Origin of the sequence: Flavobacterium sp. UBA6195 (assembly GCF_002422095.1) — a bacterium.
Taxonomy (GTDB): Bacteria; Bacteroidota; Bacteroidia; order Flavobacteriales; family Flavobacteriaceae; genus Flavobacterium.
In genome coordinates this window covers 1-25,155 of the sequence record NZ_DITB01000127.1, presented here as the reverse complement: position 1 = coordinate 25,155, position 25,155 = coordinate 1, and the positions used below count along the sequence as shown (strand labels likewise).

Sequence of the window (25,155 nt, the reverse complement as noted above, 5' to 3'; positions counted from 1 at the left end):
CCGTGATTAGCAATTTTCAAGTAGTTACTTGCGTTAGTCTTGAAAATTTAGATGCTAAACTAATTCCCTTTTTACAAGGAATATCGACAACTTTGTTTTTAATTCAATTTTAATTGTAAAAATAAATCCGAAAATATATTCTGATAAATACCGAATATTAACGTTTTGAGAATTGGAATCTCTTACGTGCTTTTTTCTGACCGAATTTTTTACGTTCAACCATTCTAGGATCTCTTGTTAATAATCCTTCTGGTTTAAGGATAGCTCTGTTTTCAGCCTCAACTTCACACATTGCTCTTGCAATAGCCATTCTCACAGCTTCTGCTTGTCCTGTTGAACCACCACCATATACGTTTACTTTAACGTCAAAGTTTGATGCATTTTCTGTCATAGACATTGGTTGCATAACTTTGTACTGTAAAGTTGCAGTTGGGAAGTAGTTAGTGAATTCTCTTTTGTTCACCGTGATTTTTCCTGTTCCTTCTGAAACATAAACACGTGCAACAGCGCATTTTCTTCTACCGATTTTGTGAATAACTCCCATTACTTAAGATCGTTTAGGTTAACGGTTTTAGGTGATTGAGCTGCATGTTTGTGCTCAGAACCTACATATACATTTAAATTGCGGAATAATTCAGCACCTAATTTGTTTTTAGGTAACATTCCTTTGATAGCTTTTTCTACTAATAATGCAGGATTTTTTTGTTGCATTACTCTAGCAGTTAAACTTCTTTGACCTCCTGGGTAACCTGTGTGTCTGATGTACGTTTTGTCATCTAACTTGTTACCAGTAAGGTTGATTTTTTCTGCGTTGATAACAATTACGTTATCCCCACAATCAACGTGCGGTGTATAACTTGGCTTGTATTTACCTCTTAAAAGCATCGCTACTTTTGTAGATAAACGACCTAAGTTATGCCCTTCAGCGTCCACAACAATCCACTGCTTGTCTGCAGTTGCTTTGTTGGCTGATACTGTTTTGTAGCTTAATGTGTTCACAATAATTAATTTAAATTAAACATTCCATTCCCAATAAAGGGAGTGCAAAAGTACAATTAATTATTAGAATTGCAAACCCCTTTTATAAAATATTATTTTTTATAAATAGTTACATCTCACATCTTTATGTAAAAATCAGTTCAACTTGTTTTTTTAAATACAAGAAATACACTATTTTTACGGCTTAACTTTTACGTATGAAAGCAAAAGCAACTCTAAAACAGATTGCCCTTGAATTTGGGGTCTCCATTTCTACTGTATCTAAAGCGCTTAGTGATAGTCCTGAGATTAGTGAAGCTACCAAGGTAAAAATTCAAGAGTATGCTGCTTTGCAGAATTATAAACCTAATAGTATTGCTAAGAATTTAAAAAATCAACGCACGAATACTATTGGAGTTATCATACCTAATATATTGAATCCGTTTTTTGCAAAAGTGTTTAGCGGTATTGAAAAAGAAGCTTTATCAAAAGGGTATAATGTAATTACCGGGATTTCTAATGAATCTTTAACGAAAGAACAACAAGTAATGGACATGCTCAACAATGGAACTATTGACGGTTTTATTGTGGCAATTGCCGAAGAAACGCAATCGTTAAAAGATTATAAACATTTTAGAGATATTATGAACAGTGGTACACCTATCGTAATGTTTGATAGGGTGGCCGATGGAATTAATTGCGATAAAGTTGTAGTAGACGATTTTGATTCTGCTTACGATGCTACAACCCATTTAATTAAATTAGGAGGAAAAAAGATCGCATTGCTTTCTACGATTCATAATTTGAGTGTTGGTAAGTTGCGATTTGAAGGTTATCAAAAAGCGCTTTCTGATGCTAATTTACCAATTGATGAGAAGTTGATTGTTTTAGAAACTTCGTTAGAAGATTTTGTTACGAAATTACAAAACCTAATAGCTTCGAAAAATATGGATGCTATTTTTGCTTTAGATGAACATAGTTCAACTGCTGCCATGAAAATGGCATTGAAACAAGGAATCAAAATTCCAGAAGAGTTAAATATTATTGGTTTTGCTGATGGTGTTTGGTCAAGACGATTAACACCAAGTTTGTCAACTGTGAGCCAACACGCGCCAGAAATTGGGGCTAAAGCTGCTGAACTGTTAATCCATAAGTTAAATTCTAAAGATGAGTTTTACCAACCACAAACGGTTGTAATTAAAACAGAATTGCGTCAGAGAGAATCGACTAGGAAGTTATAATTGTTTTGCTTTATCATCCTTCCAAGTAATATAACCCAAAATCGCATTGAACATATAAAACACATATTTTGCGGTGTTGGCAATGTTCATCAACATTACATTTTGTAGGATTTTGAATAAATTATATACTTGCCAGTTAATCCAATTGTCGGGATACATTCTTCCTATATTAAAGGTGCCGCCAAAACTAATTCCGGCTGGAATGGCGATAGCGAAGAATAATTTCCAATCAATCGCTTTGTCTGAAAACGTAGTGAAGGCAATGTAATTCAATACCAACGAAAGCAATAATCCAATTGCCATATTTCGGAAAAAGATGCCATCAATTGCATTCAAATATTGTTTCTTTTTCCAAATTCGGAACGCAAAATAGTTTCCAAAAAACGAAACAGGATAGGTTAAAATCGCACCAATATTCCCTAAAAGGTAATCGATACCGCCGCTTAATAACGTATTACAAGTGCTGATTAAATTTCCAATGTTGTTTTTTTTGGTCACTAATCGAGTCGCTATCATCGACAAACACGTATTTATGATGGAAAAGTAACCCAAGTAAAACGAGTAGTTTTTTCCATCAAAACTAAAATCGTACGTAGTTTTATAATATTCTAAATGCACTGAAACGCTCACCACCAAAACGACTCCAATGATATCGAGATATTTGCTATTGGTAATGCTTTTGATGGTAGCGATGGTGTTTTGCATCTTTATTCTTTTGTAAAGTTGAATTTCATTCCGCCTTGAATTAGCACGAATGCATTATCTCCAAAAACCATTTCAATTCCGGCAGCTGCAAAAACAAAAGTAGTTTCTTCTTTGAATGTCAATGGAAAAGCTCCTTGTCCAGTAGCTTGTGCTGATAATTCGCCATTCTTTTCAGAAACCGTAATTTTTAAAGGTAAATCTTTTGTGGCGTAAGTTCCAGTAAATTTTGCTAATTCTGCTTTATCCATTTTCATGAACTTTGGAAATGGAAACGGCATTTTGTAATAAATACTCAAAATTCCAATGATAATATCATTTTGCACAAAATTATCGCCATTTGAAATCAAAGAAAAACTCAATTTTTCGGTTGGATAATAACCTAACATCGAACTGAAATTCTCAATTCTTCCGCCATGACCATAAAAACGTCTTTCGCCAAATGGAAACTGAATTAAGGCTTTTCCATAACCTTCTTTGATTTCTTTCATTTGGTCTAAAGAAGTTGGGCTAACCAATTTTCCATTGAAAAGTGCATAAATAAACTTCGTTAAATCAGAAGTAGTTGATGTAATTCCGCCAGAAGCAAATGCAATCGAATTATGATTTTCTAGTGATTTTACCCAATTCGTGCCATCAAAATAATAGGAATAACTTTCTCTATTTGTTGTATTTGTTGCTTCTTCTTTATAATAGGTTGTTGGAACGAAAACTTTATTGGTAACTGCGCCTTTAGCGGTCATTTCGGTTTTACTTTCATACGTTCCTAATTCAGCTTTTTTAACGATTCGATTTTGTAAATTTTCAGCATAGGATTTTTTGGTTAACTTTTCAATAATACAGCCTAAAATAAAAAAGTTCGAATTGCTGTATTGATATTTACTTCCAGACTCAAATAAAGGCTCGTAAGATGTAATTACTTTTAAAATATCTTCTTTCGAATGTTTTTTATCTATTACTTTATGAAAAGTAGTATCTTGATTTACTAAATCTACTATTCCAGTTCTATGGTGCAATAAGTCATAAATCGAAATCTTTTCAGCATTTTTAATTTTTGGATAAAAACGATTTAATTTGGTTTGCAAGGTTAGTTTTTTCTCTTCAATCAATTGCATTACCATCACAGCTGTAAAAGTTTTAGAAATCGAACCTATTTTATAGCGTGTTAATCGATCGGCTTTTATGTTTTTTTCAGCATCGGCAAAACCATAGGCTTTACTGAAAACCACATTTTCTCCTTCGCGAATGGTTAACGAACCCATGAATTTGTTGTTTTCGTGTAAATAGTTCAATAAACTATCAATTCTAGTGAATTTATCTTGTGCAAAAGCAAAACTCGAAAAAGCAAATACAAAAAGAAGTAATTTTTTCATGGCATTTCTGTTTTTCTAATTAGTAGTTGAGATTTTATTTTGTTACTGATTTTTGATTTTTTTGAATTCTAAATACGAATATACAATTGGAACAATAGTAATAACGGCAGTAATTCCTAAAAAAGTATACAGTTGCGTTTCATTTGGCATCAAAAAAGTCAATGTCATTAATAATCCACCAACAAACCACAATTTACCACCTATTAAATGTGTTTTTTTCCAAACTTCTTCGTTTTCTAATGTCCAAGGTGTTCTAATTCCAATGAAATAATTTGGTTTTATGGTTTTGAAATAATTACCTAAGAAAGCAAAAAGCAAGCCAATAATGGCAAACACAAATCCAGGATTACTGCTTTTTTGTTGCACACTGTACAAAATAAAAACCGCTAAACCCGACATGAATAAAGTAAGAATCATTCGTAGATTGTTCAGTTTGTTGCCCATGTTTTGCAGTTTTTGTTTTGGGTCAATAGACGGAATAATAAGAAAAACAAAATAGGTAATTCCAACTAGCATGAATAACATTACAAGAAGTTCTTTTTTATCGCCATAACGATCAATTTCCCCAGCGCCATTCCAATGCATAGGAACTTTTTCTGGCAAACGATTCCAAATGTAAATCAGGTAAGCAAAAGGAATTAAAGCAATTGCTAAAAACGGAATTTCTTTTTTAAACTTCTCCATAATTATTTTTTTAGGGTAATAATCCATTTTAAAATGTCGTCAACAATTGTAGTGTTTAAAGAATAGACTACAAATTGCCCTTTTTTCTCGCTTGTGACCAAATCGGCACGTTTTAAAATATCCAAATGATGCGAAATACTGGGTTTTGAAATATGAAATTGATCCGCAATATCGCCAGCTGTCATTTCCTGTTTACGGAGCAATTCCAGAATATCTCTTCTAGTTTCGTCGTTTAAGGCTTTGAAAATTGCGTTCATATTAATTTATATATTTAGACAAATATCTAAATATTATTTGAAATGGCAAAATGTTTTCAAAAAATAAACCCGATAGGTTTTGAAACGTATCGGGTTTGTAATAAATATTTGAGACTTCTTATTCAATTACCTCATGGACTAAATATGAATTTAGTGTGATTCCTTTATTGTTGTCTTTTGTAAATGAAATCTCATCAAGAGTTTTGCCTTTTTGGTAAATGGTTAATATTTCCATACTATATTTTGTCTCATTAACATCATTTTTTGTAACGCTAGAAGTTTGAGTTTTATTGATGTCAACTTTAATTATTTCTCCATAGTCTTGTAGGTTTTTCTTAACTAATTTGCCAAGTTCTTCTTTAGCAATAGATTTGTCTAAGTAACTACTAATTTTGGTTGTGTCTTTATTAGATAATTCTTCATAAAATTTAGTTGCTAATTCTTTACCAAATTCAATATCTTCAGGAGCATTGTTTTTTGTTGTAATGTTTTCACATGAAGCCAAAATTGCTAAAACGGCTACTAATAAAATTTTCTTCATTTCTAAATATTTGTTTTTAATTGTTAATATATACTGCCAACTGTCACTGTCCACTGACCACTTTCCTAATGTGCTTCTAACCAATTTTTACCCAATCCAATTTCCACATCTAACGGAACAGCCATTTTGAAAGCGTTTTCCATTTCGTGTTTGATCATCGGTTGGATTTTTTCTAATTCGGAGTTATGCACGTCAAATACTAATTCGTCATGTACTTGCAATAGCATTTTTGATTTCCAATTTTCAGAAGTCAGTTTTTTGTGAATGTTAATCATCGCAATTTTGATGATATCAGCAGCCGAACCTTGAATTGGCGCATTCACTGCATTTCGTTCCGCACCACCACGAACAATTGCGTTGGCTGAGTTGATGTCTTTTAAATAACGTCTTCTTCCTGAAATGGTTTCCACATAACCGTTTTCTCTAGCAAAATCAACTTGCGAAGTCATAAACGATTTTAATTTTGGATACGTTTGATAGTAGGCTTCAATTAATTCTGCACTTTCTTTTCGAGATAAGTTGGTTTGGTTACTCAATCCAAAAGCCGAAACACCATAAATAATTCCAAAGTTTACGGTTTTAGCATGACTTCTTTGTTCTTTTGTTACTTCGTCTAAAGGCACATTGAACACTTTTGCAGCCGTACTTTTGTGAATGTCTTCGTGATTTTGAAACGCTTTAATCATGTTTTCTTCACCACATAAAGCGGCAATAATTCGCAATTCAATTTGTGAATAATCGGCAGAAAGTAGCGTGTAATTTTCATCGCGCGCAATAAAGGCTTTTCTAATTTGTCTTCCTCTTTCGGTTCGAATAGGAATGTTTTGTAAGTTTGGATTATTCGAACTCAAACGACCTGTAGCGGCCACCGTTTGCATATAATCAGTATGCACTCTTCCTGTTTTTTTGTCAACTTGATTAGGTAAAGCATCAATGTAAGTGCTTTGCAATTTCACCATTTGACGCCATTCTAAAATATCGCGCACAATTTGATGTTCGTTTGCCAAATAACTCAACACTTCTTCGCCAGTGGCATATTGACCGGTTTTGGTTTTCTTTTGTTTCGCGCCACCAATTTTTAGTTTGTCGAATAAAATATCACCCAACTGTTTTGGAGAAGCCAAATTGAATTTCTCACCCGCGGTTTCATAGATTTGTTGTTCAAACGCATCGATTTCTTTTTGCATATCAACCGACATGCTTTTTAGGAATTCCACATCCAAACGAATGCCTTCTTTTTCCATATCGGCTAAAACAGGAACTAATGGAATTTCGATTTCGTCAAACAATTTTTTCGTACCTACTTTTTCTAAAATCGGTTGAAAATGTTCTTTTAGTTGGAAGGTAATATCGGCATCTTCAGTCGCATATTCTTTAATGTCTTCCAAAGGAACATCACGCATCGACAATTGATTTTTTCCTTTTTTTCCAATTAACGTTTCAATCGATTTTGGCGAATATTTCAAATAAGTTTCCGATAAAACATCCATGTTATGACGCATATCTGGATTAATCAGATAATGTGCAATCATGGTATCGAATAATTTTCCTTTGACTTGAATGTTGTAATTCGAAAGAATTTTCAAGTCGTATTTCATGTTCTGACCGATTTTTTCGATGCTTTCATTTTCGAAGAAGGGTCGGAATTTTTCAATTAATGTTTGGGCTTCTTCCTGATTTTCGGGAAACGGAATATAAAATCCTTTTCCTTTTTCGAAAGAGAACGACATTCCTACTAACTCGGCATTCAAAGCGTCAATTCCTGTAGTTTCGGTATCAAAACATACTGAGGTTTGATTTAATAAATTCTGCATTAACAATTTTACGGGTAAATCGCCTTGAACTATTTGGTAGAAATGCGTCGTATTTTCTAAAGTGGCATAATACGAATGATTCGCAGTTGGTTCATCCGATTCATCACTAAAACCGAACAAATCAAATTGGTCTTCGTTTGATTTTTTGGCTGGCGCTTTTTTTGTTGGTTGCGGAATTTCCGAAGTATTGCCATTACTGTCAATTTCATCGTATTCTTTTCCGGTTCCAAAAAGCTTATCAAACTGCGCTTTCATTTGACGGAATTCTAATTCCTGAAACAAAGCATCGGTTTTTTCTACATCGGGTTTTGATAATTCATAATCGTCAGCATCAAATGTCACCGGACAATCGAGTAGGATAGTAGCTAATTTTTTGGATAAAATTCCCAATTCTTTATTGGCTTCGATTTTATCTTTCATCGCGCCTTTTAACTGATGCGTGTTGGCTAATAAATTTTCTAATGTGCCATATTCTGCCAAGAATTTTTTAGCTGTTTTTTCACCTACGCCAGGTAATCCCGGAATATTATCGGCAGAATCGCCCATCATTCCTAAGAAATCAATGACTTGCTCAGGACGCTCGATTTCAAATTTTTCTAATACTTCGGGAATTCCCCAAATCTCGATATCATTCCCCATTCGGGCAGGTTTGTACATGAAAATATTTTCAGAAACCAATTGCGCAAAATCCTTATCTGGCGTTACCATGAACACTTGAAAACCTTCTTTTTCGGCTTGTTTAGCCAATGTTCCAATCAAATCATCGGCTTCAAAACCCGCTTTTTCGACAATTGGAATATGCATCGCTTTCAACAATTCTTGAATATAAGGAACAGCAATTTTAATCGCTTCAGGTGTTTCGTCACGATGCGCTTTGTATTCTTGATACATTTCAAAACGGTAATCGCTTCCACCTTTATCAAATGCTACGGCTAAATGGTCAGGTTTTTCGCGTTTAATTACATCCATTAAAGAATTCATGAATCCCATAATGGCCGAAGTGTCCATTCCTTTTGAATTGATTCTTGGATTTTTAATAAAAGCGTAATATCCTCTAAAAATTAAGGCGTAGGCATCGAGTAAAAAAAGGCGTTTTTGTGACATAATTATGGTATTCTATATTTTTTCAAAGTTATAAAAATATATGTGTTTTTGGACTTTTTTGTTTAATTCAGAAAAAATCTCAGAAAAATAAAACCACCATTTCATGTTTTTCGTAAGTGAAGAAAAACAAATTAATTATGAAACAAATTTTATTACCTGTGAAATCAGTTTTACTGATGAGTCTTTTGACAATTTTTGTAGCATGTTCGGATGACGATACTGCTCCAATGCCTCAACCAGAGCCAACTCCAATGCCAGAAGTGGCTCCTTTGGTAAATTTTACTGCTCTTAGTAATGACAATAAGATTTACTATTTTAATGCTAGAAATTTGGAAGCACCAGTTCGCAATTTAACAATAACGGGATTGCAATCAGGAGAAAACATTATTAGCATCGATTATCGTCCTGCAACAGGTCAATTGTATGGATTGGGTTCAACAAGCCGCTTGTACATTATTAATGAAACTTCGGGATTAGCAACGCCACTTGGTACAGCTCCGTTTTCACCACTGATTGAAGGTACTTCAAGTTCTATTGATTTTAATCCAACGGTAGATAGAGTTCGCTTGGTTTCGAATAATGGTCAAAATTTAAGATTGCATCCTGAGTTAGGTAGTGTTGTAGCGACAGATGGAAGTATCAATGGTGTTATGAATGCTAAAATTGAAGCAGTTGGATATACAAACAGTTTTGCGGGAAGTACAGCAACTATGTTGTATGATGTCGATTATGCTACTGATAAGTTGTATCTTCAAAATCCACCAAATGATGGAGCTTTACAACTTGTAGGGGCTTTAGAAGTAGATTTTGAAGGAATTGGAGGATTGGATATTTTACCAGATTCTAACTATGCAATGGCAGTGAACAACAAAAATAATGAATCAAGATTATATACAATCAGTTTAATGTCTGGAAAAGCTACTTGGATTGGAACTTTTTCACAGCAAATTGTAGAAGTAGCGTTTAAATCAAAACCAATTGCTTATGCAACTTCCTCTTCTAACATGTTATATAGAATTCATCCAATTTTAGGTTCGTCTAATTCAATTGCCTTAACAGGAATGAATACTAACGAACAAATTGTAGGATTAGATTTTAGACCAGCAAATGGTGCATTATATGCAGTAACGAATCAAAGTAGATTGTTGACAATTAATACAGCTAATGGTCAGGTTTCAGTTGTAGGTTCAGGATTATCTCCGGCGCTTTCTGGTACAGATTTTGGTTTTGATTTTAACCCAACGGTTGATAGAATTCGTTTAGTTAGCAATACAGGACAAAACTTACGTTTACATCCAGATTTAGGAACTGTTGTGGCAACTGATGGTAATTTAAACCCAGGAACACCATCTGTTACTGCTGCTGCTTACACTAATAATTTTGCACAAAGCACAAGTACTCAGCTTTTTGTAATTGATACTAATAATAATAATTTGTATTTACAAAATCCACCAAACAATGGAACGTTAGTTTTAGTAGGAAGTTTAGGTGTAACTGCTTCCTCTATGAATGGTTTTGATATTGGAGGAAATAGTAATGAAGCATTCTCAATTTTAACTGTAAATGGAACACAAGCAGTATACAGAATTAATTTAACAACTGGTGCTGCAACTCGTGTAGTGAATTTTTCACCAAACGTAACTGCAATGGCTGTTGGATTAGGATTTTAAAGAGTTTTAGTTATTAATTTAAAAGGCTGTAAATCAAATTTGTTTTACAGCCTTTTTTTATCGTTAAAATTTTAATAAATACCTATTGAATTGACAAAGTTGTAGTTACTTTGCAAAAAAAAAGAGCTAATGATTCGTTGGATTGTTTTTTTAGTATTTGTTGTCATTCTTGAAATTTATGCGTTTCAGGCATTTAAAACTTTGATTAAATCCAAAGCATTTTTTGTATTTTACTTTATCACTTCGGCAATTGCTTTGATTTATATCGTTTATCAATTGACTAATTTTGATCGTAGTGTAGGGCAAACACCACAAACGATGATGACTTTCGGGTTGTTATTATTACTTTATGTGCCAAAATTATTGTTGACTATCATTTTATTTGGAGAAGATATTGTTCGATTTTTTGCAGGTTTATTTGGTGTAATAACTAAAAGTGGTTCTGAAAGTTTTTTACCTGAAAGAAGACGTTTTGTGAGTCAAATTGCTTTAGGGATAGCTACTATTCCGTTTGCTTCTTTTTTATACGGAATTACTATTGGAAAGTACAATTACAAAGTAATCAGACAAACGCTGTTTTTCCCAGATTTGCCTGATGCTTTTGATGGAACTACAATTACGCATATTTCGGATGTTCACAGTGGAAGTTTTGATGATGCTGAAAAAATTCAGTATGCAATTGATTTGATTAATGAGCAAAATTCAGATATGGTTTTGTTTACGGGTGATATTGTGAATACTCATGCAACCGAAATGGATCCATGGATTGATACTTTTAAAGGAATTCATAATCCAAAATATGGAAAGTTTTCTGTTTTAGGAAATCACGACTATGGAGAGTATGTGGATTGGCCGTCAAAACAAGATAAAGCCCGAAATTTTGAGAATATCAAAGCGATTCATGATAAGATTGATTTCAAGTTGTTGTTGAATGAGCATGTAAAAATCAAAAAAGACAATCAGGAATTAGCAATTGTTGGAGTTGAAAACTGGGGAAGAAAATTCGGTGAGCGTGGCGATTTGAATTTGGCCTCAAAAGGATTATCCAAAGAAGATTTCAAAATTGTAATGAGTCACGATCCAAGTCATTGGGATGAGAAAATTCAGCACGATGACAATCATTATCATTTAACGCTTTCGGGGCATACACATGGGTTACAATTTGGGATAGAAATTCCGGGTTGGATAAAATGGAGTCCGGTGCAATATGTTTACAAGCAATGGGCTGGCTTATATGAAAATGCAGGAAGATATATTTATGTAAATCGTGGTTTTGGTTTCCATGCGTATCCAGGTCGTGTTGGAATTATGCCAGAAATTACGGTAATTGAATTAAAAAAAGGAGAAAAAGTAGCGTAATTCAGTAAAAATGCTACATTTGTATATTATTTTGTTTGAAAAATAATTTTTTGATACTAATAAATTGCAATTTATGTCAAAATTTGGAGAACTTATCGATGCTCAAGTACCTGTGCTAATCGATTTCTTTACAGAGTGGAATGAACCTTCTGTTGCTATGAATGAAGTTATACGTCATGTAGCTGCAGCCTTAGGGGATAAAGCACGAGTAATTAAAATTGATGTGGATAAGAATCAAGAATTAGCCGATGCGCTTCGTATTAAAGGGTTACCTACTTTAATGATTTACAAAGAGGGACAAATGGTGTGGAGACAAAGTGGCGAACTTGATGCTAATACTTTGATTTCTTTAGTACAAGAACAAGTATAGTCTTTCGATTTCACTCGTATGATAAGTTGTAGTAAAATTTATTTTATTACATCAAAAGTAAACCCTTTATTTTTTAAAATTTGTATTGCTTTTGGCAGTGCATACTTCAGATTTTTTTCTGCTTTTAGACTATCGTGAAAAACGATAATACTTCCTTGTGATGTGTTTGAAATCACGTTTTTTAAGCATTTCTCTTCAGAAATGTTTTGGTCAAAATCATAGCTTAATACATCCCACATAATTATTTTGTAGCCTAACTGTCTAATTTCTCTAGATTGACTTGGTTTTATTTTTCCATAAGGAGGACGAAATAGAAAAGAGTGTTCTGGGTTCAGTTTTGAGTGTTCAGTTTCACACAATTTGAAATTTTCGATGTAATAATTTGTCTTGGTTTTCCATCCGTTTAAATGATTGAAAGTGTGATTGCCTGTTTGGTGTCCTTCTTGAAGGATTCTCCTATAAACTTCAGGATGTTTCTTAATGTTATCACCTATACAAAAGAATGTCGCTTTTATGTTTTCTGATTTTAAAACATCTAAAACCCATTCGGTTACCTCAGGTATTGGCCCGTCATCAAACGTTAGATAGATTTTATTTTCCGAATTTGGTATATCCCAAACCAGATGATTGAAAATCTTTTTAATCCATTTATTTGTTTTAACCCAATTGAAATTCATTTTGTAAAATTAGCATAAAAAAAATGCCCCAAACGAAATTTCTTTCACTTGGAACATTTTAATTATTTATAAACTGTTATTCCATATCTCTACCGAAACGTTGAAACATTTTATTGAAATTGTTAAACTTCACTTTTTCTTTGTTGTAAAACTCTAAATCATTAGCGTTTTTAGCAGCTTGAAGCAAGCTTCTGTATTGTTCGATATCGGTAACTATATCCATAGCGCCAAAGTTTTGTTCGCTAGGTTTCCATCCATTGTAGAATGTTAAGTTCTCTTGGTATTTTTTTATTACTTGGGCAAGAATTGCTCTTGCTTTGTCCTTTTTGCCAACCTCATAATATCCAGCCGCAAAAGGCTCTAACAAAGAATAATATTCAAAATACTGAATTGGCATATTTTTCATTGCTAAATCAATTACTTTTTCAGCTTTATCCTTTTTGCCTTCTGTAATTAAGGTTTCCATCAAGCGAGCCAAATTAGTTCTATAACTAATACTGTTTTTGCGTGTTTCTGGATCATGGTAAATAATAGGTTTTCCACTATTTCCCCAATCCCATTTCATTACGATATTGTACATTTTTTCAGAATCTATTTGACCCATTTTCATAGGACTAGGTGAATCTACTGGAGTTTTAATCGGAACTAATTTAAAACACATACCATCTAATTGAAGATAATCTTTCATCCAAAGATAATCGTCTTCACCAAAACTTCCACCAGTGAAATAAATAGGACGTTTCCAATTGTTTTGGTTTACGATATCCAACATCATTAAGCGATTTTTGTATAAAGCGTCATCTTTAATTTCAAATTCGATAGCTGGAACTATAGAATCATAAAATTTCTCCGACACTACTTTGTTTTTAATTACAGCAGCTTTATCTACAGGATAAATTACCTTTTTCGATGGGAAATAATTGATTTTACGACCATTATTTAATGTGATTTTTGCTCTTTCATCCTCTAAAGCAATGAATTTAAGCATATCGTCTAATAACAAAGGATCTTTCGTTCTTTCTACATACAAGCTATAATCTCTATGACTTCCTTTATATTGTTCTCGGTTAAATGAACTAGGAATAGGCTCCGAATTGTGTGTTTTCATTTTCATTTGGTCAATGTACCAATCCGTCATAAATAAACTAGTATTTACAATTCGAACATCGGTTCTGTAACCTTCAATTTCTTGCATATACCAAAGTGGGAAAGTATCATTATCTCCAATGGTAAATAGAATGGCATTTGGTTCACAAGAATCCAAATAAGCTTTTGCCATAGTGTAAGCTGTGTCTTTATTTGAACGATCATGGTCATCCCAGTTTTCAGCAGCCAATAATACGGGAGAAGCAATTAAGCTCAAACCTAAAACTACAGGAATTGCAGTTTTCGGCTGAATGTATTTTTTCAAAGTGTCAAAAATAGCATAAACACCATAAGCAATCCACATAGCAAAAACATAAAACGAACCTACTAAGGCATAATCACGTTCTCTTGGTTCAAAAGGTCTTTCGTTTAAGTAGATTTTTAATGCTAATCCAGTAAATAAGAATAAAACCAATAAAACATAAAAACTTTTAATATCTTTTTTAGCATGAAATATCATTCCAATAATCGCTAAAATAAAAGGTAAAAAGAAATAAGTATTTCTTCCCTTGTTATTTTGCATGTCGGTAGGAAGATTTTTTTGAGTTCCAACTAACATTTCGTCAATAAAATTAATTCCGCTTAACCAATTTCCATTTGTGTTATCGTATTTGCCTTGAACATCACTTTGTCTTCCAACAAAATTCCAAAGCAAATATCGAACATACATATAATTGAATTGATATTGAAACATGAATTTCATGTTGTTTAAGAAAGTAGGCTTGTCTACAATTAGATATTCTCCATATCCTTTTAAGAATTTATCATAGTCTTCTTCATCTATTTCGCCGGCTTCATATGCTTTACGAAATTGAGTTACAATTTGAACCAATTCATCTTCGTGAGCATATTCAGGATTTATCCTAAATTCAAGAGGCTCGGTAAAAATCATGTAATTTTCTCTGTGCTCATTACTCCACATTCTTGGAAGAAAAGCTTTATGGGCATCATCAGTATTTTGTTTTGCGTTTTTATAATCGTTTGTAATTACATACTTACCAGTTTTATAATCACGCTCATAGTTAGGTTTGTCGTCTAAATAAGGTGTTACAGGGTCTAATCCAGAATAGGTGTCGGAAAATTGTGGTCCGTAAAATAATTTTTGTTCTCCATACTGCTCACGATTATAATACGCTAAAACTTCTGCAGCATCTGATGGTTTATTTTCGTTGATTGGAGTATTAGCATTGGCTCTAATAGGTAGCATCATCCATGTTGAGAACCCAATTAGTATGAAAAGAGTCGCTAAAATTAAGGTGTTGTAAAAAACATGTCCTTTTTTCTTTGTATAATTTAAACCAAAATAGAAAGCAACAACAATTAAAATGAAAGCAAAAATGGTTCCCGAGTTAAATGGCATTCCAAGATTATTTACCATGAAAATTTCGGTTTTACCAAAGAAAGCCAGTGTGTATGGAAGTAAAAGTTTGAAAATAAAAAGTAAAATAGCTATAATCACAACGTTTGCAATCAGAAAGCTTTTAATGGTAATATTGTTGTATTTTTTAAAAAAATATAGAAATCCAATAGCTGGAAAAGTAAGTAGAGCCATAAAATGAACCCCAAAAGAAAGTCCAATAACTAATGAAATTATTAGAAGCCACTTATTTCCACGAGGCGTATTTATCTCTTGTTCCCAACGTAATCCTAACCAAAACAACAATGCAATTAAAAATGTAGCCATTGCATACACTTCGGCTTCTACGGCATTGTACCAAAAACTATCGGTGAAGGTAAACGATAATGAAGCGACTGTAGCACTACCTAAAATCATTATAGCATTGTTTGCAGAAAGTTCTTTTTCTCCAACAATTATTTTTTTTAATAATATGGTTAACGACCAAAACATGAAAAGAACAGTGAAAGCACTTGAAAATACAGAAAGATAGTTCACCATCAATGCAATTTTGTCAGGACTAAAGGCAAACATAGCAAAAAATGCACCTAACATTTGAAATAGTGGTGCTCCCGGCGGATGGCCTACTTCTAAGTTGGCTGATGTTGCAATGTATTCACCACAATCCCAAAAACTCATGGTAGGCTCTACAGTTAATGAATAAGTAATTAATGCTACCATAAAAGCAGACCATCCTAGAATAGTGTTCCACTTTTTAAAGTTGAATGAATTCATATTGTAAATTGTTTTTTCTATATTCTCCTACAAAGAAACTATTTTTTTGTTTATAATATTAGTTAAATAATTTTTTTAATATTTTTTTTAGAAAAATTTGCAGAATAAAAAATATGCATTACATTTGCACTCGCAATCGAAAAGGTTGTTAGGTATTGGCCCATGGTGTAATGGTAACACTCCGGTTTTTGGTACCGTCATTCAAGGTTCGAGTCCTTGTGGGCCAACATAACTCCGCTTAGAAATAAGCGGAGTTTTTTATTTTTATAAGTTGTTAATATAGTATTAGTTATTCATAAAAAAAGACCACAATTGTGGTCTTTTTTTATGGTAAAAATCTTGAAATTAGATTTTAAAAGTAATAACAGGTCTTTTAGCGTGGTTCACTAAATCTTCACTTATACTTCCATTGAAGAAGTGTGATAAACCTTTTCTGCCGTGTGTGCTCATTCCTATGATATCGGCGTCGATGCTTTTTGCAAAGTGTAAAATTCCTTTTTCTACATTAATATCATTATATATATGAGTAGAAAAATTTTCTATTTTAAACTCAGCTACAAATTCATCCATTTGTTTTTGAGCTACTTTAGTAGATTTAAAATTGTTTGGAGTATTCACATTAACTAAATGCAAGTGTGAACCAAATTTGTTAGAAAAAGCAACAACTTTTTCAAAAGGCTTTTTAATCTCTTCTGAAAAATCAGATGCGAAAACAAATTTTTCTGCTTTAAAATTGTCTTCTTCTCGTTTGATGACTAATACAGGTGCTTCAGAATTTCTGACTACTTTTTCTGTGTTTGAACCGATAAACATTTCTTGGAATCCATTTGATCCATGTGATCCCATTACTATTAAATCAACATCGTGAGCTTTTCCGTTTTTTATAATTCCATCAAAAGCCATCTCGAATTGAACAATCTTAGTTATTTTAATACCGTTTAAGTAATCAGAATTCATTAAATTGTCTAACTTTGAAATAACTGCATTTTTGAAAAACATTAATTCAGGGATTTCGTGTGAACTTGAAAGGCTATCGTTTCCAGAAGAAGGAAGTTCAAGCATGTGAATTAAAAATATTTCACCGTCATTTTTTTTTGCTATTTGAGCGGCTACTTTTAATGCGTATTCTGCGTGTTTTGAAAAATCTGTTGGAACTAAAATTCGTTTCATAAGTTTGTTTTAGGTTAATTAAGGTGTAAATAATTACACCATAAAAGTACAAAAAATATCGAAACTCACAATCTTTTTTTTAATTCAAAAAAAAATGTATATTTGCAACGTTATTAAAAGACAAAGGATTATGAGGCACGCAAAGCGTGCCTCTTTTTATAAAAAATATGACATTTAGAAATAAAGTTCAAGAATTGTTAGAAGCAGCATTAGCTGAACGCGAGCATCTTTTTTTGATTGATTTATCAATTAATGAAGCTAATAAAATTAGTATTGTTTTGGATGGGGATTTTGGTGTAAATTTGCAAGATTGTATTGATATAAGTAGAGCGATTGAAAATAATTTAGACCGTGAAGAGCAAGATTTTTCTTTAGAAGTAGCTTCGGCAGGTGTTTCTAGTCCACTAAAATTAGTAAGACAGTTTAAGAAAAATATTGGTAGAACATTAAAGGTTAAAACAATAGCATCGGAAGAAGTTGAAGCAAAATTAACTTCGGCAGATGATGAAAAAATAACTTTAGAGTGGCAGGCGCGTGAGCCTAAGAAAATTGGTAAAGGAAAAGAAACGGTTGAAAAAAAGTTAGAACTTCCTTACGAGAAAATAAAAGAAGCAATTGTTATAATATCATTTTAAATAAAGAGTTGACATGGAAAATATTGCATTAATCGAATCGTTTTCAGAATTTAAAGACGATAAACTCATAGATAGAGTTACACTAATGGCAATTTTAGAGGATGTATTTAGAAATGCATTAAAAAAGAAGTATGGATCAGACGATAACTTTGATATCATCATTAATCCTGATAAAGGAGATATGGAGATTTGGAGAAATCGAGTTGTGGTAGAAGATGGGGAAGTAGAGGATCCTAATTCTGAAATTTCTTTGTCTGAAGCTAGAAGAATTGAGCCTGACTTTGAAGTAGGTGAAGATGTTTCTGAAGAAGTGAAATTAATCCAATTAGGAAGAAGAGCTATTTTGGCTTTACGTCAAAACTTGATTTCTAAGATTCATGAACATGATAATACAAATCTTTATAAACAATTTAAAGATTTAATTGGTGATATTTATACAGCGGAAGTGCACCATGTTCGTCCAAAAGCTGTAATTTTGATGGATGATGAAGGAAATGAAATTGTTTTACCAAAAGAAAAACAAATTCCAAACGATTATTTCAAAAAAGGAGATAATGTTAGAGGTGTGATAGAAAACGTTGAATTGAAAGGTAATAAGCCTCAAATCATCATGTCAAGAACGGCTCCTGAGTTCCTTGAGAAATTATTTGAACAAGAAATTCCTGAAGTATTTGATGGTTTAATTACAATCAAAAAAGTAGTTCGTATTCCGGGTGAAAAAGCAAAAGTAGCGGTAGATTCTTATGATGATAGAATTGATCCTGTTGGTGCTTGTGTAGGAATGAAAGGTTCTCGTATTCACGGAATTGTTCGTGAGTTAGGAAATGAAAATATTGATGTTATCAATTATACAACTAACGCTCAATTGTATATTACAAGAGCTTTAAGTCCAGCAAAAGTGTCTTCGGTAAAAATTAACGAAGATGCAAAAACAGCTGAAGTATTCTTAAAAATTGAAGAAGTTTCAAAAGCGATTGGTAGAGGTGGTAATAATATTAAATTGGCTAGCTTATTAACAGGTTACGAAATTGATGTTATCCGTGAGGGAATTGCTGAAGAAGAAGATGATGTTGAATTAAGAGAATTTTCAGACGAAATCGAAGCTTGGGTAATTGAAGAGTTTGAAAAAATTGGTTTAGATACTGCTAGAAGCGTATTAAATCAAGATGTTGCTGACTTAGTTAGAAGAACAGACCTTGAAGAAGAAACCATTTTAGATGTAATCAATATTTTGAAAGAAGAGTTAGAAGGATAATTCTTTAGTCAACAACACAACAACATACAAAGAATTTTAAAAAGATTATATGTCTGAAGAAAGAGTAATAAGAATAAACAAAGTTTTAAGGGAGTTAAATATTTCTCTTGATAGAGCAGTGGATTTTTTAAAAGAAAAGGGTCATGAAATTGAGTCGAGTCCAAATGCTAAAATATCACAAGAGGAGTACAAAGTCTTATGCGGTCAATTTTCTGCTGACAAAGGGAATAAGGTTGCCTCTCTTGAAGTAAGTGAAGAAAAAAGAAAAGAGAAAGAGGCGCTTAAGCGTGAACTTGAAAAAGAACAAGAGGCAAAACGTTTGCAGGAAGAAGAGCGTCAAAGACAAGAAATTATCAAAGCAAAAGCTGTTTTATCTGGGCCGAAAGCTATTGGTAAAATCGATTTAGATCCTAAAAAACTAGAAGTTAAATCTGAAAAACCAATTTCTGAAGAGAAGCCTGTTGAAGCTATAGAAAAAGTAGTGGAAGAAAAAGTTTCAGAACCTGTTAAAGCTGAAATTAAAGAAGCACCTCAAGTGATTAAAAAGCCTGAAATTGTCAAATCAGTTAAAGAAGTAGAGGTTAAATCTGAAACTTCAACTGATGAAGCAGTTGAGGAAAAAATCGAAACACAATATCAAAAATTGTCTGGAGCTACTTTTACAGGTCAAAAAATTGATCTATCTCAATTTGAAAAACCTAAAAAGAAAAAAGAAGATCCTAAGAAAGATTTCAAAAAACCAGGAACACCTCAAGCTCAAAATGCTGGTGGTGCTAATGCGGCAAATAATAACAAAAACAAACGTAAGCGTATTGTTAAACCAGGTACGCCTGGAGCTCCTGGCGCAAATAATAACGCCGGAGGACCTAAAAAAGAATTTGTTAAAGGAGGGGCAGCTGGTGGTTTTAATAAAGGTAAGAAGCCAATTATTCAAAAGGTAGAGCCTTCGGAAGAAGATGTTAAAAATCAAATTAAAGAAACGCTTGAAAGACTTCAAGGAAAAGGTAATAAATCAAAATCAGCTAAATATCGTAGAGATAAAAGAGATTCTCACCGTCAACGCGTTGATGATGAATTGCAAGCACAAGAAGAAGGAAGCAAAACATTAAAAGTAACAGAGTTTGTTACTGTTGGAGAAATTGCAGCTTTAATGGATGTGCCAATTACTAAGGTAATCGGAACTTGTATGTCATTAGGAATAATGGTTACCATGAACCAACGTTTAGATGCAGAAACTTTATCTATTGTGGCAGATGAATTTGGTTATGAAGTAGAATTCATAACAACAGATATTGAAGAAGCTGCAGAAGTAGTTCAAGACAATCCAGAAGATTTAGTTCATAGAGCACCAATTGTTACTGTAATGGGTCACGTTGATCACGGTAAAACCTCTTTACTAGATTACATTCGTAAAGCAAACGTTATTGCGGGTGAATCTGGAGGAATTACACAGCACATTGGAGCATATGGAGTAATTTTAGAAAATGGCGAAAAAATCACATTCTTAGATACACCAGGTCACGAGGCGTTTACCGCAATGCGTGCACGTGGAGCTCAAGTTACCGATATTGCTATTATTGTAATTGCTGCGGATGATGATATCATGCCACAAACAAAAGAAGCAATCAGTCACGCACAAGCGGCTGGTGTTCCAATGATTTTTGCTATTAATAAAGTAGATAAGCCAGCAGCTAATCCAGAAAAAATTAAAGAGCAATTAGCTGGAATGAATTTATTAGTTGAAGATTGGGGTGGAAAATACCAATCACACGATATTTCGGCTAAACAAGGAACAGGTGTTTCAGAATTATTAGAAAAAGTGTTATTAGAAGCAGAAGTTTTAGAACTTACTGCAAATCCAAAAAAACCTGCGCTTGGAACAGTTGTTGAAGCTCAGTTAGATAAAGGAAAAGGATATGTTTCCACTATTTTAGTACAAGCAGGAACACTTCGTATTGGAGATTATGTGTTGGCTGGAAAAAATCATGGTAAAATTAGAGCCATGTTTGATGAAAGAGGTCACCAAATTAAAGAAGCGGGCCCATCTACTCCAGTATCAGTATTAGGTTTAGACGGTGCGCCAACAGCAGGGGATAAGTTTAATGTATATGAAGACGAAAGAGAAGCTAAACAAATTGCTGCAAAACGTACTCAAATGCAACGCGAACAGTCTGCAAGAACTAAAAAACATACAACACTTGCTGAACTTGGTCGTCGTATTGCTCTTGGTCAGTTTAAAGAATTAAATATTATTATAAAAGGTGATGTGGATGGTTCTGTTGAAGCATTAGCTGATTCGTTTTCAAAATTATCTACTGAAGAAATTGAGATTAAAATCATTCATAAAGGAGTTGGTGCAATTACCGAATCCGATGTATTGTTAGCTTCTGCTTCTGATGCGATTATTATTGGATTTAATGTTCGTCCACAAGGAAATGCGAAACAATTAGCTGAAAAAGAGGAAATCGATATCCGTAACTATTCAATTATTTACGATGCAATTGATGACTTAAAAGATGCAATGGAAGGAATGTTATCTCCAGAAATGAAAGAAGAGATTACAGGCACTGCAGAAATTAGAGAATTATTTAAAGTATCTAAAGTAGGAACAATTGCTGGATGTATGGTTACTGATGGTAAGATTTTTAGAAATTCTAAGATTCGTTTAATTAGAGAAGGTGTTGTAATTTACACAGGTGAATTAGCAACTTTAAAACGTTTCAAAGATGATGTTAAAGAAGTTTCTAAAGGATATGATTGTGGTATGCAGATTAAAAATTACAACGATATTCGTGAGTATGATTTAATTGAAGGATTCCATGAAGTGGAAGTAAAGAAAAAATTGAAATAATTTTCATTCATACAATAAAAAAGGCCATTCATTGAATGGCCTTTTTTATTGTATGAAATTATTAGTTTGAAGGTTTGATAATTAAAGCGGACGGGTATTTTTTTCTAATTTCTATCATCGCACGTTCTACCTCTATTCGTGATTTAAAATTTCCAATCCAAACTTTATAGTTTGGGCTATTAAATATAATAGTTCCGTCTAAGTCTTTGAATTCTTTTTTAAATTCTTGTAACTTCTTTTTTGATTCTTCGCTATTTCCATAAAAAATTTGAATTTTATAGCCTTCATTCAAGAATAAACTAGTGTTAAGTTTTCTCTTTTCTTTTAATAATTGATCAATCTTGGGATCAATAGTAGTGGTTGTTTTACTGTCTTGTGCAACTGTTTTTACACAAAAAAAAGTTGATAGGATAAAGAAGTACAATAAGTTATGTTTCGATCTATTTTTCATAATCAAATAATTATTATACAAAAATACAATTATAGACGAGAATCATGCGCTTGATTATTATTTAGAACAAATATAAATTACATTTTAAGATAAAATTAAGGTTTTAATAATAGTTCGAATATTGTATTTTTGTCGGAGTTTTGAAAAAATAACGTGTTGTTTTTAGATAAGGTATATCTAAAAGTATACCAAATTAAGTCGATAATCATTTTAAATATGAAAAAGGTGGGTAACCATAAATCGTTTTCAAAGATTTTCTTCAGTGTAGCATTCGTGCTAGTAACTTCTTTATCTGCATTCTCTCAGGATGCAGCAAAGGGTAAAGAATTATTTAATACCAATTGTGCAGCATGTCATAAATTAGACGCAAAAGCTACGGGTCCAGCACTTCGTGGAATTGAGGCTAAGTATGATAAAGAATGGTTGTATAAGTGGGTAAAGAATAGTGGGGAATTAATCAAGTCAGGAGATGCGCAAGCTGTAAAAGTTTTTGAAGAGAACAACAAAGTTCCAATGACAGCATTTCCACAATTGTCAAATGAGGATATTGACAATATTATAGCTTACACTTCTGAGCCTGCTCCTGCTGCACCTACTGCGGTTCCTGGTGCTGCCCCAGTTGCTGGTGATGCTACTGCGGCTGATTCAGGTGTTTCTAATAATGTTATATTAGGAGTGCTTTCATTAGTGATGATGATGTTAGTTGTAATGTTGTTCTTGGTGAACAATATGTTGACTAAAATCGCTGGTGCTAAAGGGTTAGAGGTGGCTCAAAAAGATCGTTCAATTATGAATATCTTTAAAGCGTATGCAAAAAATCAGTTCTTAGTGTTGGTTTCTGCAATCTTGTTATTGTTGGTTTCTGCTTATTTTGCATACGGATGGATGATGCAGATTGGTGTAGATCAAGGATATGAGCCAGTGCAACCAATTCATTATTCACACAGAATTCACGCTGGTGATAACGGAATTGATTGTAAATACTGTCACTCTGCGGCAAGAGTTAGTAAGCATTCTAATATCCCTTCGTTAAATGTTTGTATGAACTGTCACAAAAACATCAGTGAAGTAGCTGAAACTACAGCAACTGAAGAGCATTCAAAAGCATTTTACGATGGTGAAATTGCTAAATTATATGATGCTGTAGGATGGGATAAGTCATTACAAAAATACACAGGAAAAACTAAACCAGTTAAATGGGTTAGAATTCATAATTTACCAGATCACGTTTATTTCAATCACTCACAACACGTAACTGTTGCTGGTGTTGAGTGTCAAACTTGTCACGGCCCTGTTCAGGAAATGGAAATCATGAAACAACATGCTCCGTTAACAATGGGATGGTGTATCAACTGTCACAGAGAAACAAATGTGAAAGTAGAAGATAATGCTTACTACAAGAAAATTCATGAAGAACTTTCTAAAAAATACGGAGTATCTCAGTTAACTGCGGCTCAAATGGGAGGTTTAGAATGTGGTAAATGTCACTATTAATAAAAATAATTTAAGAAGCTAATATACTATACAATGGCATCAAACAAAAAATACTGGAAAAGTGTTGAAGAGCTAAACGAAAATAGCTCTATTGTTGAGACGCTAAGAAACAACGAGTTTGTGGAACCAATTCCGGTTGACCAATTCTTAGGAGATAAAGAATCTTTATCTGCTTCGTCAACTACTCGTCGTGACTTTTTAAAATATGTTGGATTTAGCACAGCTGCTGCTTCATTAGCGGCTTGTGAAGGTCCTGTAGTAAAGTCAATTCCTTACGTAGTTCAACCAGAAGAAATTATTCCTGGTGTTGCTGATTATTATGCAACAACAATGGCTGATGGTTTTGATTTTGCTAATATTTTAATCAAAACTCGTGAGGGTCGTCCTATTAAAGTAGAGAACAATAATTTAGAAGGAGCAAAAACTGGAGCAAATGCAAGAGTTCATGCTTCTGTTCTTTCATTATACGATAGTTTACGTTTAAAACAACCTAAAATTGCTGGTAAAGATGCAACTTGGGCTGACGTAAACACTAAGGTTAAAGCTAGTTTAGAAGATGCTAAAGCAAAAGGTGGAAATGTTGTAGTGTTAACAAATACTATGGCAAGTCCTTCAACTGATGCTTTAATCGCTTCTTTAGTTGCTAAATATCCAACAACTAAACATGTTGTTTATGATGCAGTTTCTGAATCAAACGCTTTAGATGCTTTTCAAGCGGTTTATGGTGTAAGAGCTTTAGCTAATTATGATTTTTCAAAAGCAGACGTTATCGTTTCTGTTGGTGCAGATTTCTTAGGAGATTGGCAAGGAGGAGGTTTTGATGCAGGATATGCTCAAGGTCGTATTCCTAAAAACGGAATGATGTCTAAACATATTCAAATTGAAGCTAACATGTCTTTAGCTGGTGCTAATGCAGATGTTAGAATTCCAATGACAGTTGCGCAACAAAAACAAGCTTTAGCTGATTTATATTATGCTGTTGTTAATGGTGCTCAACCTAAAAATGCTCAAATTGCTAAAGCAGCTAAACAACTTAAAGATGCTAAAAACAAAGGTGTAGTTGTTACTGGTTTAGATGATGTAAATGCACAATTAGTAGTTTTAGCTATTAATAATGCGATACAATCTGCAGCTTTCAACCCTTCTGATGCTATTCTTACTAGAAAAGGTGATGCAAAAGCGGTTGCTCAATTAGTAGCAGATATGAAAGCTGGAAAAGTTCATACGTTAATTATGAACGGTGTTAATCCAG

At 33.2% G+C, this 25,155-nt stretch carries 21 protein-coding genes and 1 tRNA gene; 10 read left to right on the top strand and 12 right to left on the bottom strand.

Translation table 11 applies throughout. The features are described from left to right. Positions 1 to 157: 157 nt before the first annotated feature. Both rpsI and rplM read right to left on the bottom strand, forming a co-directional pair. Complete coding sequence (gene rpsI, locus B4I81_RS11405; protein WP_008256015.1) at positions 158 to 544, bottom strand: 30S ribosomal protein S9; 387 nt, start codon at positions 542 to 544, stop codon at positions 158 to 160. After that, positions 544 to 999, bottom strand: a complete 456-nt coding sequence (gene rplM / locus B4I81_RS11400; RefSeq protein ID WP_026724384.1) for a 50S ribosomal protein L13 — start codon at positions 997 to 999, stop codon at positions 544 to 546. The genes rpsI and rplM overlap by 1 nt, the downstream gene beginning before the upstream one ends. Positions 1,000 to 1,196: 197 nt before the next feature. On the opposite strand from rplM, the gene B4I81_RS11395 reads away from it, so the two are divergent. After that, positions 1,197 to 2,219, top strand: coding sequence for a LacI family DNA-binding transcriptional regulator (locus tag B4I81_RS11395; protein ID WP_291110735.1), 1,023 nt, complete (start codon positions 1,197 to 1,199; stop codon positions 2,217 to 2,219). Here the strand turns inward: B4I81_RS11395 and B4I81_RS11390 are convergent. The 6 genes from B4I81_RS11390 to polA form a co-directional block, all read right to left on the bottom strand. Further along, the gene (locus B4I81_RS11390) at positions 2,214 to 2,924 is read right to left on the bottom strand and encodes a nicotinamide mononucleotide transporter family protein (protein WP_291110734.1); all 711 of its coding nucleotides are present in this window, start codon (positions 2,922 to 2,924) and stop codon (positions 2,214 to 2,216) included. The genes B4I81_RS11395 and B4I81_RS11390 overlap by 6 nt on opposite strands. 2 nt (positions 2,925 to 2,926) lie before the next feature. After that, positions 2,927 to 4,294 (bottom strand): serine hydrolase domain-containing protein, encoded by a 1,368-nt coding sequence (locus B4I81_RS11385; RefSeq protein WP_291110732.1) that lies wholly within the window; start codon positions 4,292 to 4,294, stop codon positions 2,927 to 2,929. A gap of 42 nt (positions 4,295 to 4,336) precedes the next feature. Then, positions 4,337 to 4,978, bottom strand: coding sequence for an SdpI family protein (locus B4I81_RS11380; RefSeq protein WP_291110731.1), 642 nt, complete (start codon positions 4,976 to 4,978; stop codon positions 4,337 to 4,339). A gap of 2 nt (positions 4,979 to 4,980) precedes the next feature. Then, positions 4,981 to 5,235 carry an autorepressor SdpR family transcription factor gene (locus B4I81_RS11375; protein WP_111566189.1) on the bottom strand — a complete coding sequence of 85 codons (255 nt, stop codon included), beginning with the start codon at positions 5,233 to 5,235 and terminating at the stop codon, positions 4,981 to 4,983. A gap of 118 nt (positions 5,236 to 5,353) precedes the next feature. Beyond that, a complete protein-coding gene (locus tag B4I81_RS11370; RefSeq protein WP_291110729.1) occupies positions 5,354 to 5,776 on the bottom strand; it encodes a hypothetical protein in 423 nt (140 codons plus the stop codon). 65 nt (positions 5,777 to 5,841) lie between these two features. Further along, positions 5,842 to 8,697, bottom strand: coding sequence for a DNA polymerase I (gene polA / locus B4I81_RS11365; RefSeq protein ID WP_291110738.1), 2,856 nt, complete (start codon positions 8,695 to 8,697; stop codon positions 5,842 to 5,844). A gap of 134 nt (positions 8,698 to 8,831) precedes the next feature. Between polA and B4I81_RS11360 the strand changes: the two genes are divergently transcribed. The 3 genes from B4I81_RS11360 (at position 8,832) to B4I81_RS11350 (ending at position 12,093) form a co-directional block, all read left to right on the top strand. Further along, positions 8,832 to 10,364, top strand: a complete 1,533-nt coding sequence (locus tag B4I81_RS11360) for a DUF4394 domain-containing protein (protein WP_291110727.1) — start codon at positions 8,832 to 8,834, stop codon at positions 10,362 to 10,364. A gap of 129 nt (positions 10,365 to 10,493) precedes the next feature. Further along, positions 10,494 to 11,723 (top strand): metallophosphoesterase, encoded by a 1,230-nt coding sequence (locus B4I81_RS11355; protein WP_291110725.1) that lies wholly within the window; start codon positions 10,494 to 10,496, stop codon positions 11,721 to 11,723. A 73-nt stretch (positions 11,724 to 11,796) separates the two neighbouring features. Then, positions 11,797 to 12,093 carry a thioredoxin family protein gene (locus B4I81_RS11350; protein ID WP_231842979.1) on the top strand — a complete coding sequence of 99 codons (297 nt, stop codon included), beginning with the start codon at positions 11,797 to 11,799 and terminating at the stop codon, positions 12,091 to 12,093. Between the two features lie 38 nt (positions 12,094 to 12,131). Here the strand turns inward: B4I81_RS11350 and B4I81_RS11345 are convergent, their stop codons facing one another. Together B4I81_RS11345 and B4I81_RS11340 are read right to left on the bottom strand one after the other, a co-directional pair. Further along, a complete protein-coding gene (locus B4I81_RS11345; RefSeq protein WP_291110722.1) occupies positions 12,132 to 12,770 on the bottom strand; it encodes a polysaccharide deacetylase family protein in 639 nt (212 codons plus the stop codon). Between the two features lie 76 nt (positions 12,771 to 12,846). Then, positions 12,847 to 16,047: a DUF2723 domain-containing protein gene (locus tag B4I81_RS11340; RefSeq protein WP_291110720.1), complete on the bottom strand. Its 3,201-nt coding sequence runs from the start codon at positions 16,045 to 16,047 to the stop codon at positions 12,847 to 12,849. 156 nt (positions 16,048 to 16,203) lie between these two features. On the opposite strand from B4I81_RS11340, the gene B4I81_RS11335 reads away from it, so the two are divergent. Beyond that, positions 16,204 to 16,274 (top strand) — tRNA-Gln (locus tag B4I81_RS11335). A 118-nt stretch (positions 16,275 to 16,392) separates the two neighbouring features. Here the strand turns inward: B4I81_RS11335 and B4I81_RS11330 are convergent. Beyond that, positions 16,393 to 17,217, bottom strand: coding sequence for a universal stress protein (locus B4I81_RS11330; RefSeq protein WP_291110718.1), 825 nt, complete (start codon positions 17,215 to 17,217; stop codon positions 16,393 to 16,395). Positions 17,218 to 17,384: 167 nt separating this feature from the next. Here B4I81_RS11330 and rimP point away from each other — a divergent pair, with 167 nt between their 5' ends. The 3 genes from rimP to infB are packed head-to-tail and all read left to right on the top strand — an operon-like array spanning position 17,385 to position 21,958. Further along, positions 17,385 to 17,852, top strand: coding sequence for a ribosome assembly cofactor RimP (rimP, locus tag B4I81_RS11325; RefSeq protein ID WP_291110716.1), 468 nt, complete (start codon positions 17,385 to 17,387; stop codon positions 17,850 to 17,852). 13 nt (positions 17,853 to 17,865) lie between these two features. Continuing rightward, complete coding sequence (gene nusA / locus B4I81_RS11320; RefSeq protein ID WP_291110714.1) at positions 17,866 to 19,107, top strand: transcription termination factor NusA; 1,242 nt, start codon at positions 17,866 to 17,868, stop codon at positions 19,105 to 19,107. Between the two features lie 49 nt (positions 19,108 to 19,156). Next, positions 19,157 to 21,958 carry a translation initiation factor IF-2 gene (gene infB, locus B4I81_RS11315; RefSeq protein WP_291110712.1) on the top strand — a complete coding sequence of 934 codons (2,802 nt, stop codon included), beginning with the start codon at positions 19,157 to 19,159 and terminating at the stop codon, positions 21,956 to 21,958. A 61-nt stretch (positions 21,959 to 22,019) separates the two neighbouring features. Here infB and B4I81_RS11310 read toward each other — a convergent pair whose 3' ends face one another. After that, on the bottom strand, positions 22,020 to 22,409 hold the full coding sequence (locus B4I81_RS11310; protein ID WP_291110710.1) for an SPOR domain-containing protein: 390 nt from the start codon (positions 22,407 to 22,409) through the stop codon (positions 22,020 to 22,022). Between the two features lie 216 nt (positions 22,410 to 22,625). Between B4I81_RS11310 and B4I81_RS11305 the strand changes: the two genes are divergently transcribed. Then, the gene (locus B4I81_RS11305; RefSeq protein ID WP_291110708.1) at positions 22,626 to 23,903 is read left to right on the top strand and encodes a c-type cytochrome; all 1,278 of its coding nucleotides are present in this window, start codon (positions 22,626 to 22,628) and stop codon (positions 23,901 to 23,903) included. Between the two features lie 33 nt (positions 23,904 to 23,936). Continuing rightward, on the top strand, positions 23,937 to 25,155 hold a 1,219-nt coding region (locus tag B4I81_RS11300; RefSeq protein WP_291110706.1), incomplete at its 3' end, for a TAT-variant-translocated molybdopterin oxidoreductase.

Excerpts from the sequence above, each read along its gene's own strand:
- rpsI (WP_008256015.1), bottom strand. The coding sequence starts at position 544 with ATGGGAGTTATTCACAAAATCGGTAGAAGAAAATGCGCTGTTGCACGT.
- B4I81_RS11395 (WP_291110735.1), top strand. The coding sequence starts at position 1,197 with ATGAAAGCAAAAGCAACTCTAAAACAGATTGCCCTTGAATTTGGGGTC.
- B4I81_RS11390 (WP_291110734.1), bottom strand. The coding sequence starts at position 2,924 with ATGCAAAACACCATCGCTACCATCAAAAGCATTACCAATAGCAAATAT.
- B4I81_RS11385 (WP_291110732.1), bottom strand. The coding sequence starts at position 4,294 with ATGAAAAAATTACTTCTTTTTGTATTTGCTTTTTCGAGTTTTGCTTTT.
- B4I81_RS11380 (WP_291110731.1), bottom strand. The coding sequence starts at position 4,978 with ATGGAGAAGTTTAAAAAAGAAATTCCGTTTTTAGCAATTGCTTTAATT.
- B4I81_RS11375 (WP_111566189.1), bottom strand. The coding sequence starts at position 5,235 with ATGAACGCAATTTTCAAAGCCTTAAACGACGAAACTAGAAGAGATATT.
- B4I81_RS11370 (WP_291110729.1), bottom strand. The coding sequence starts at position 5,776 with ATGAAGAAAATTTTATTAGTAGCCGTTTTAGCAATTTTGGCTTCATGT.
- B4I81_RS11360 (WP_291110727.1), top strand. The coding sequence starts at position 8,832 with ATGAAACAAATTTTATTACCTGTGAAATCAGTTTTACTGATGAGTCTT.
- B4I81_RS11355 (WP_291110725.1), top strand. The coding sequence starts at position 10,494 with ATGATTCGTTGGATTGTTTTTTTAGTATTTGTTGTCATTCTTGAAATT.
- B4I81_RS11350 (WP_231842979.1), top strand. The coding sequence starts at position 11,797 with ATGTCAAAATTTGGAGAACTTATCGATGCTCAAGTACCTGTGCTAATC.
- B4I81_RS11345 (WP_291110722.1), bottom strand. The coding sequence starts at position 12,770 with ATGAATTTCAATTGGGTTAAAACAAATAAATGGATTAAAAAGATTTTC.
- B4I81_RS11340 (WP_291110720.1), bottom strand. The coding sequence starts at position 16,047 with ATGAATTCATTCAACTTTAAAAAGTGGAACACTATTCTAGGATGGTCT.
- B4I81_RS11330 (WP_291110718.1), bottom strand. The coding sequence starts at position 17,217 with ATGAAACGAATTTTAGTTCCAACAGATTTTTCAAAACACGCAGAATAC.
- rimP (WP_291110716.1), top strand. The coding sequence starts at position 17,385 with ATGACATTTAGAAATAAAGTTCAAGAATTGTTAGAAGCAGCATTAGCT.
- nusA (WP_291110714.1), top strand. The coding sequence starts at position 17,866 with ATGGAAAATATTGCATTAATCGAATCGTTTTCAGAATTTAAAGACGAT.
- infB (WP_291110712.1), top strand. The coding sequence starts at position 19,157 with ATGTCTGAAGAAAGAGTAATAAGAATAAACAAAGTTTTAAGGGAGTTA.
- B4I81_RS11310 (WP_291110710.1), bottom strand. The coding sequence starts at position 22,409 with ATGAAAAATAGATCGAAACATAACTTATTGTACTTCTTTATCCTATCA.
- B4I81_RS11305 (WP_291110708.1), top strand. The coding sequence starts at position 22,626 with ATGAAAAAGGTGGGTAACCATAAATCGTTTTCAAAGATTTTCTTCAGT.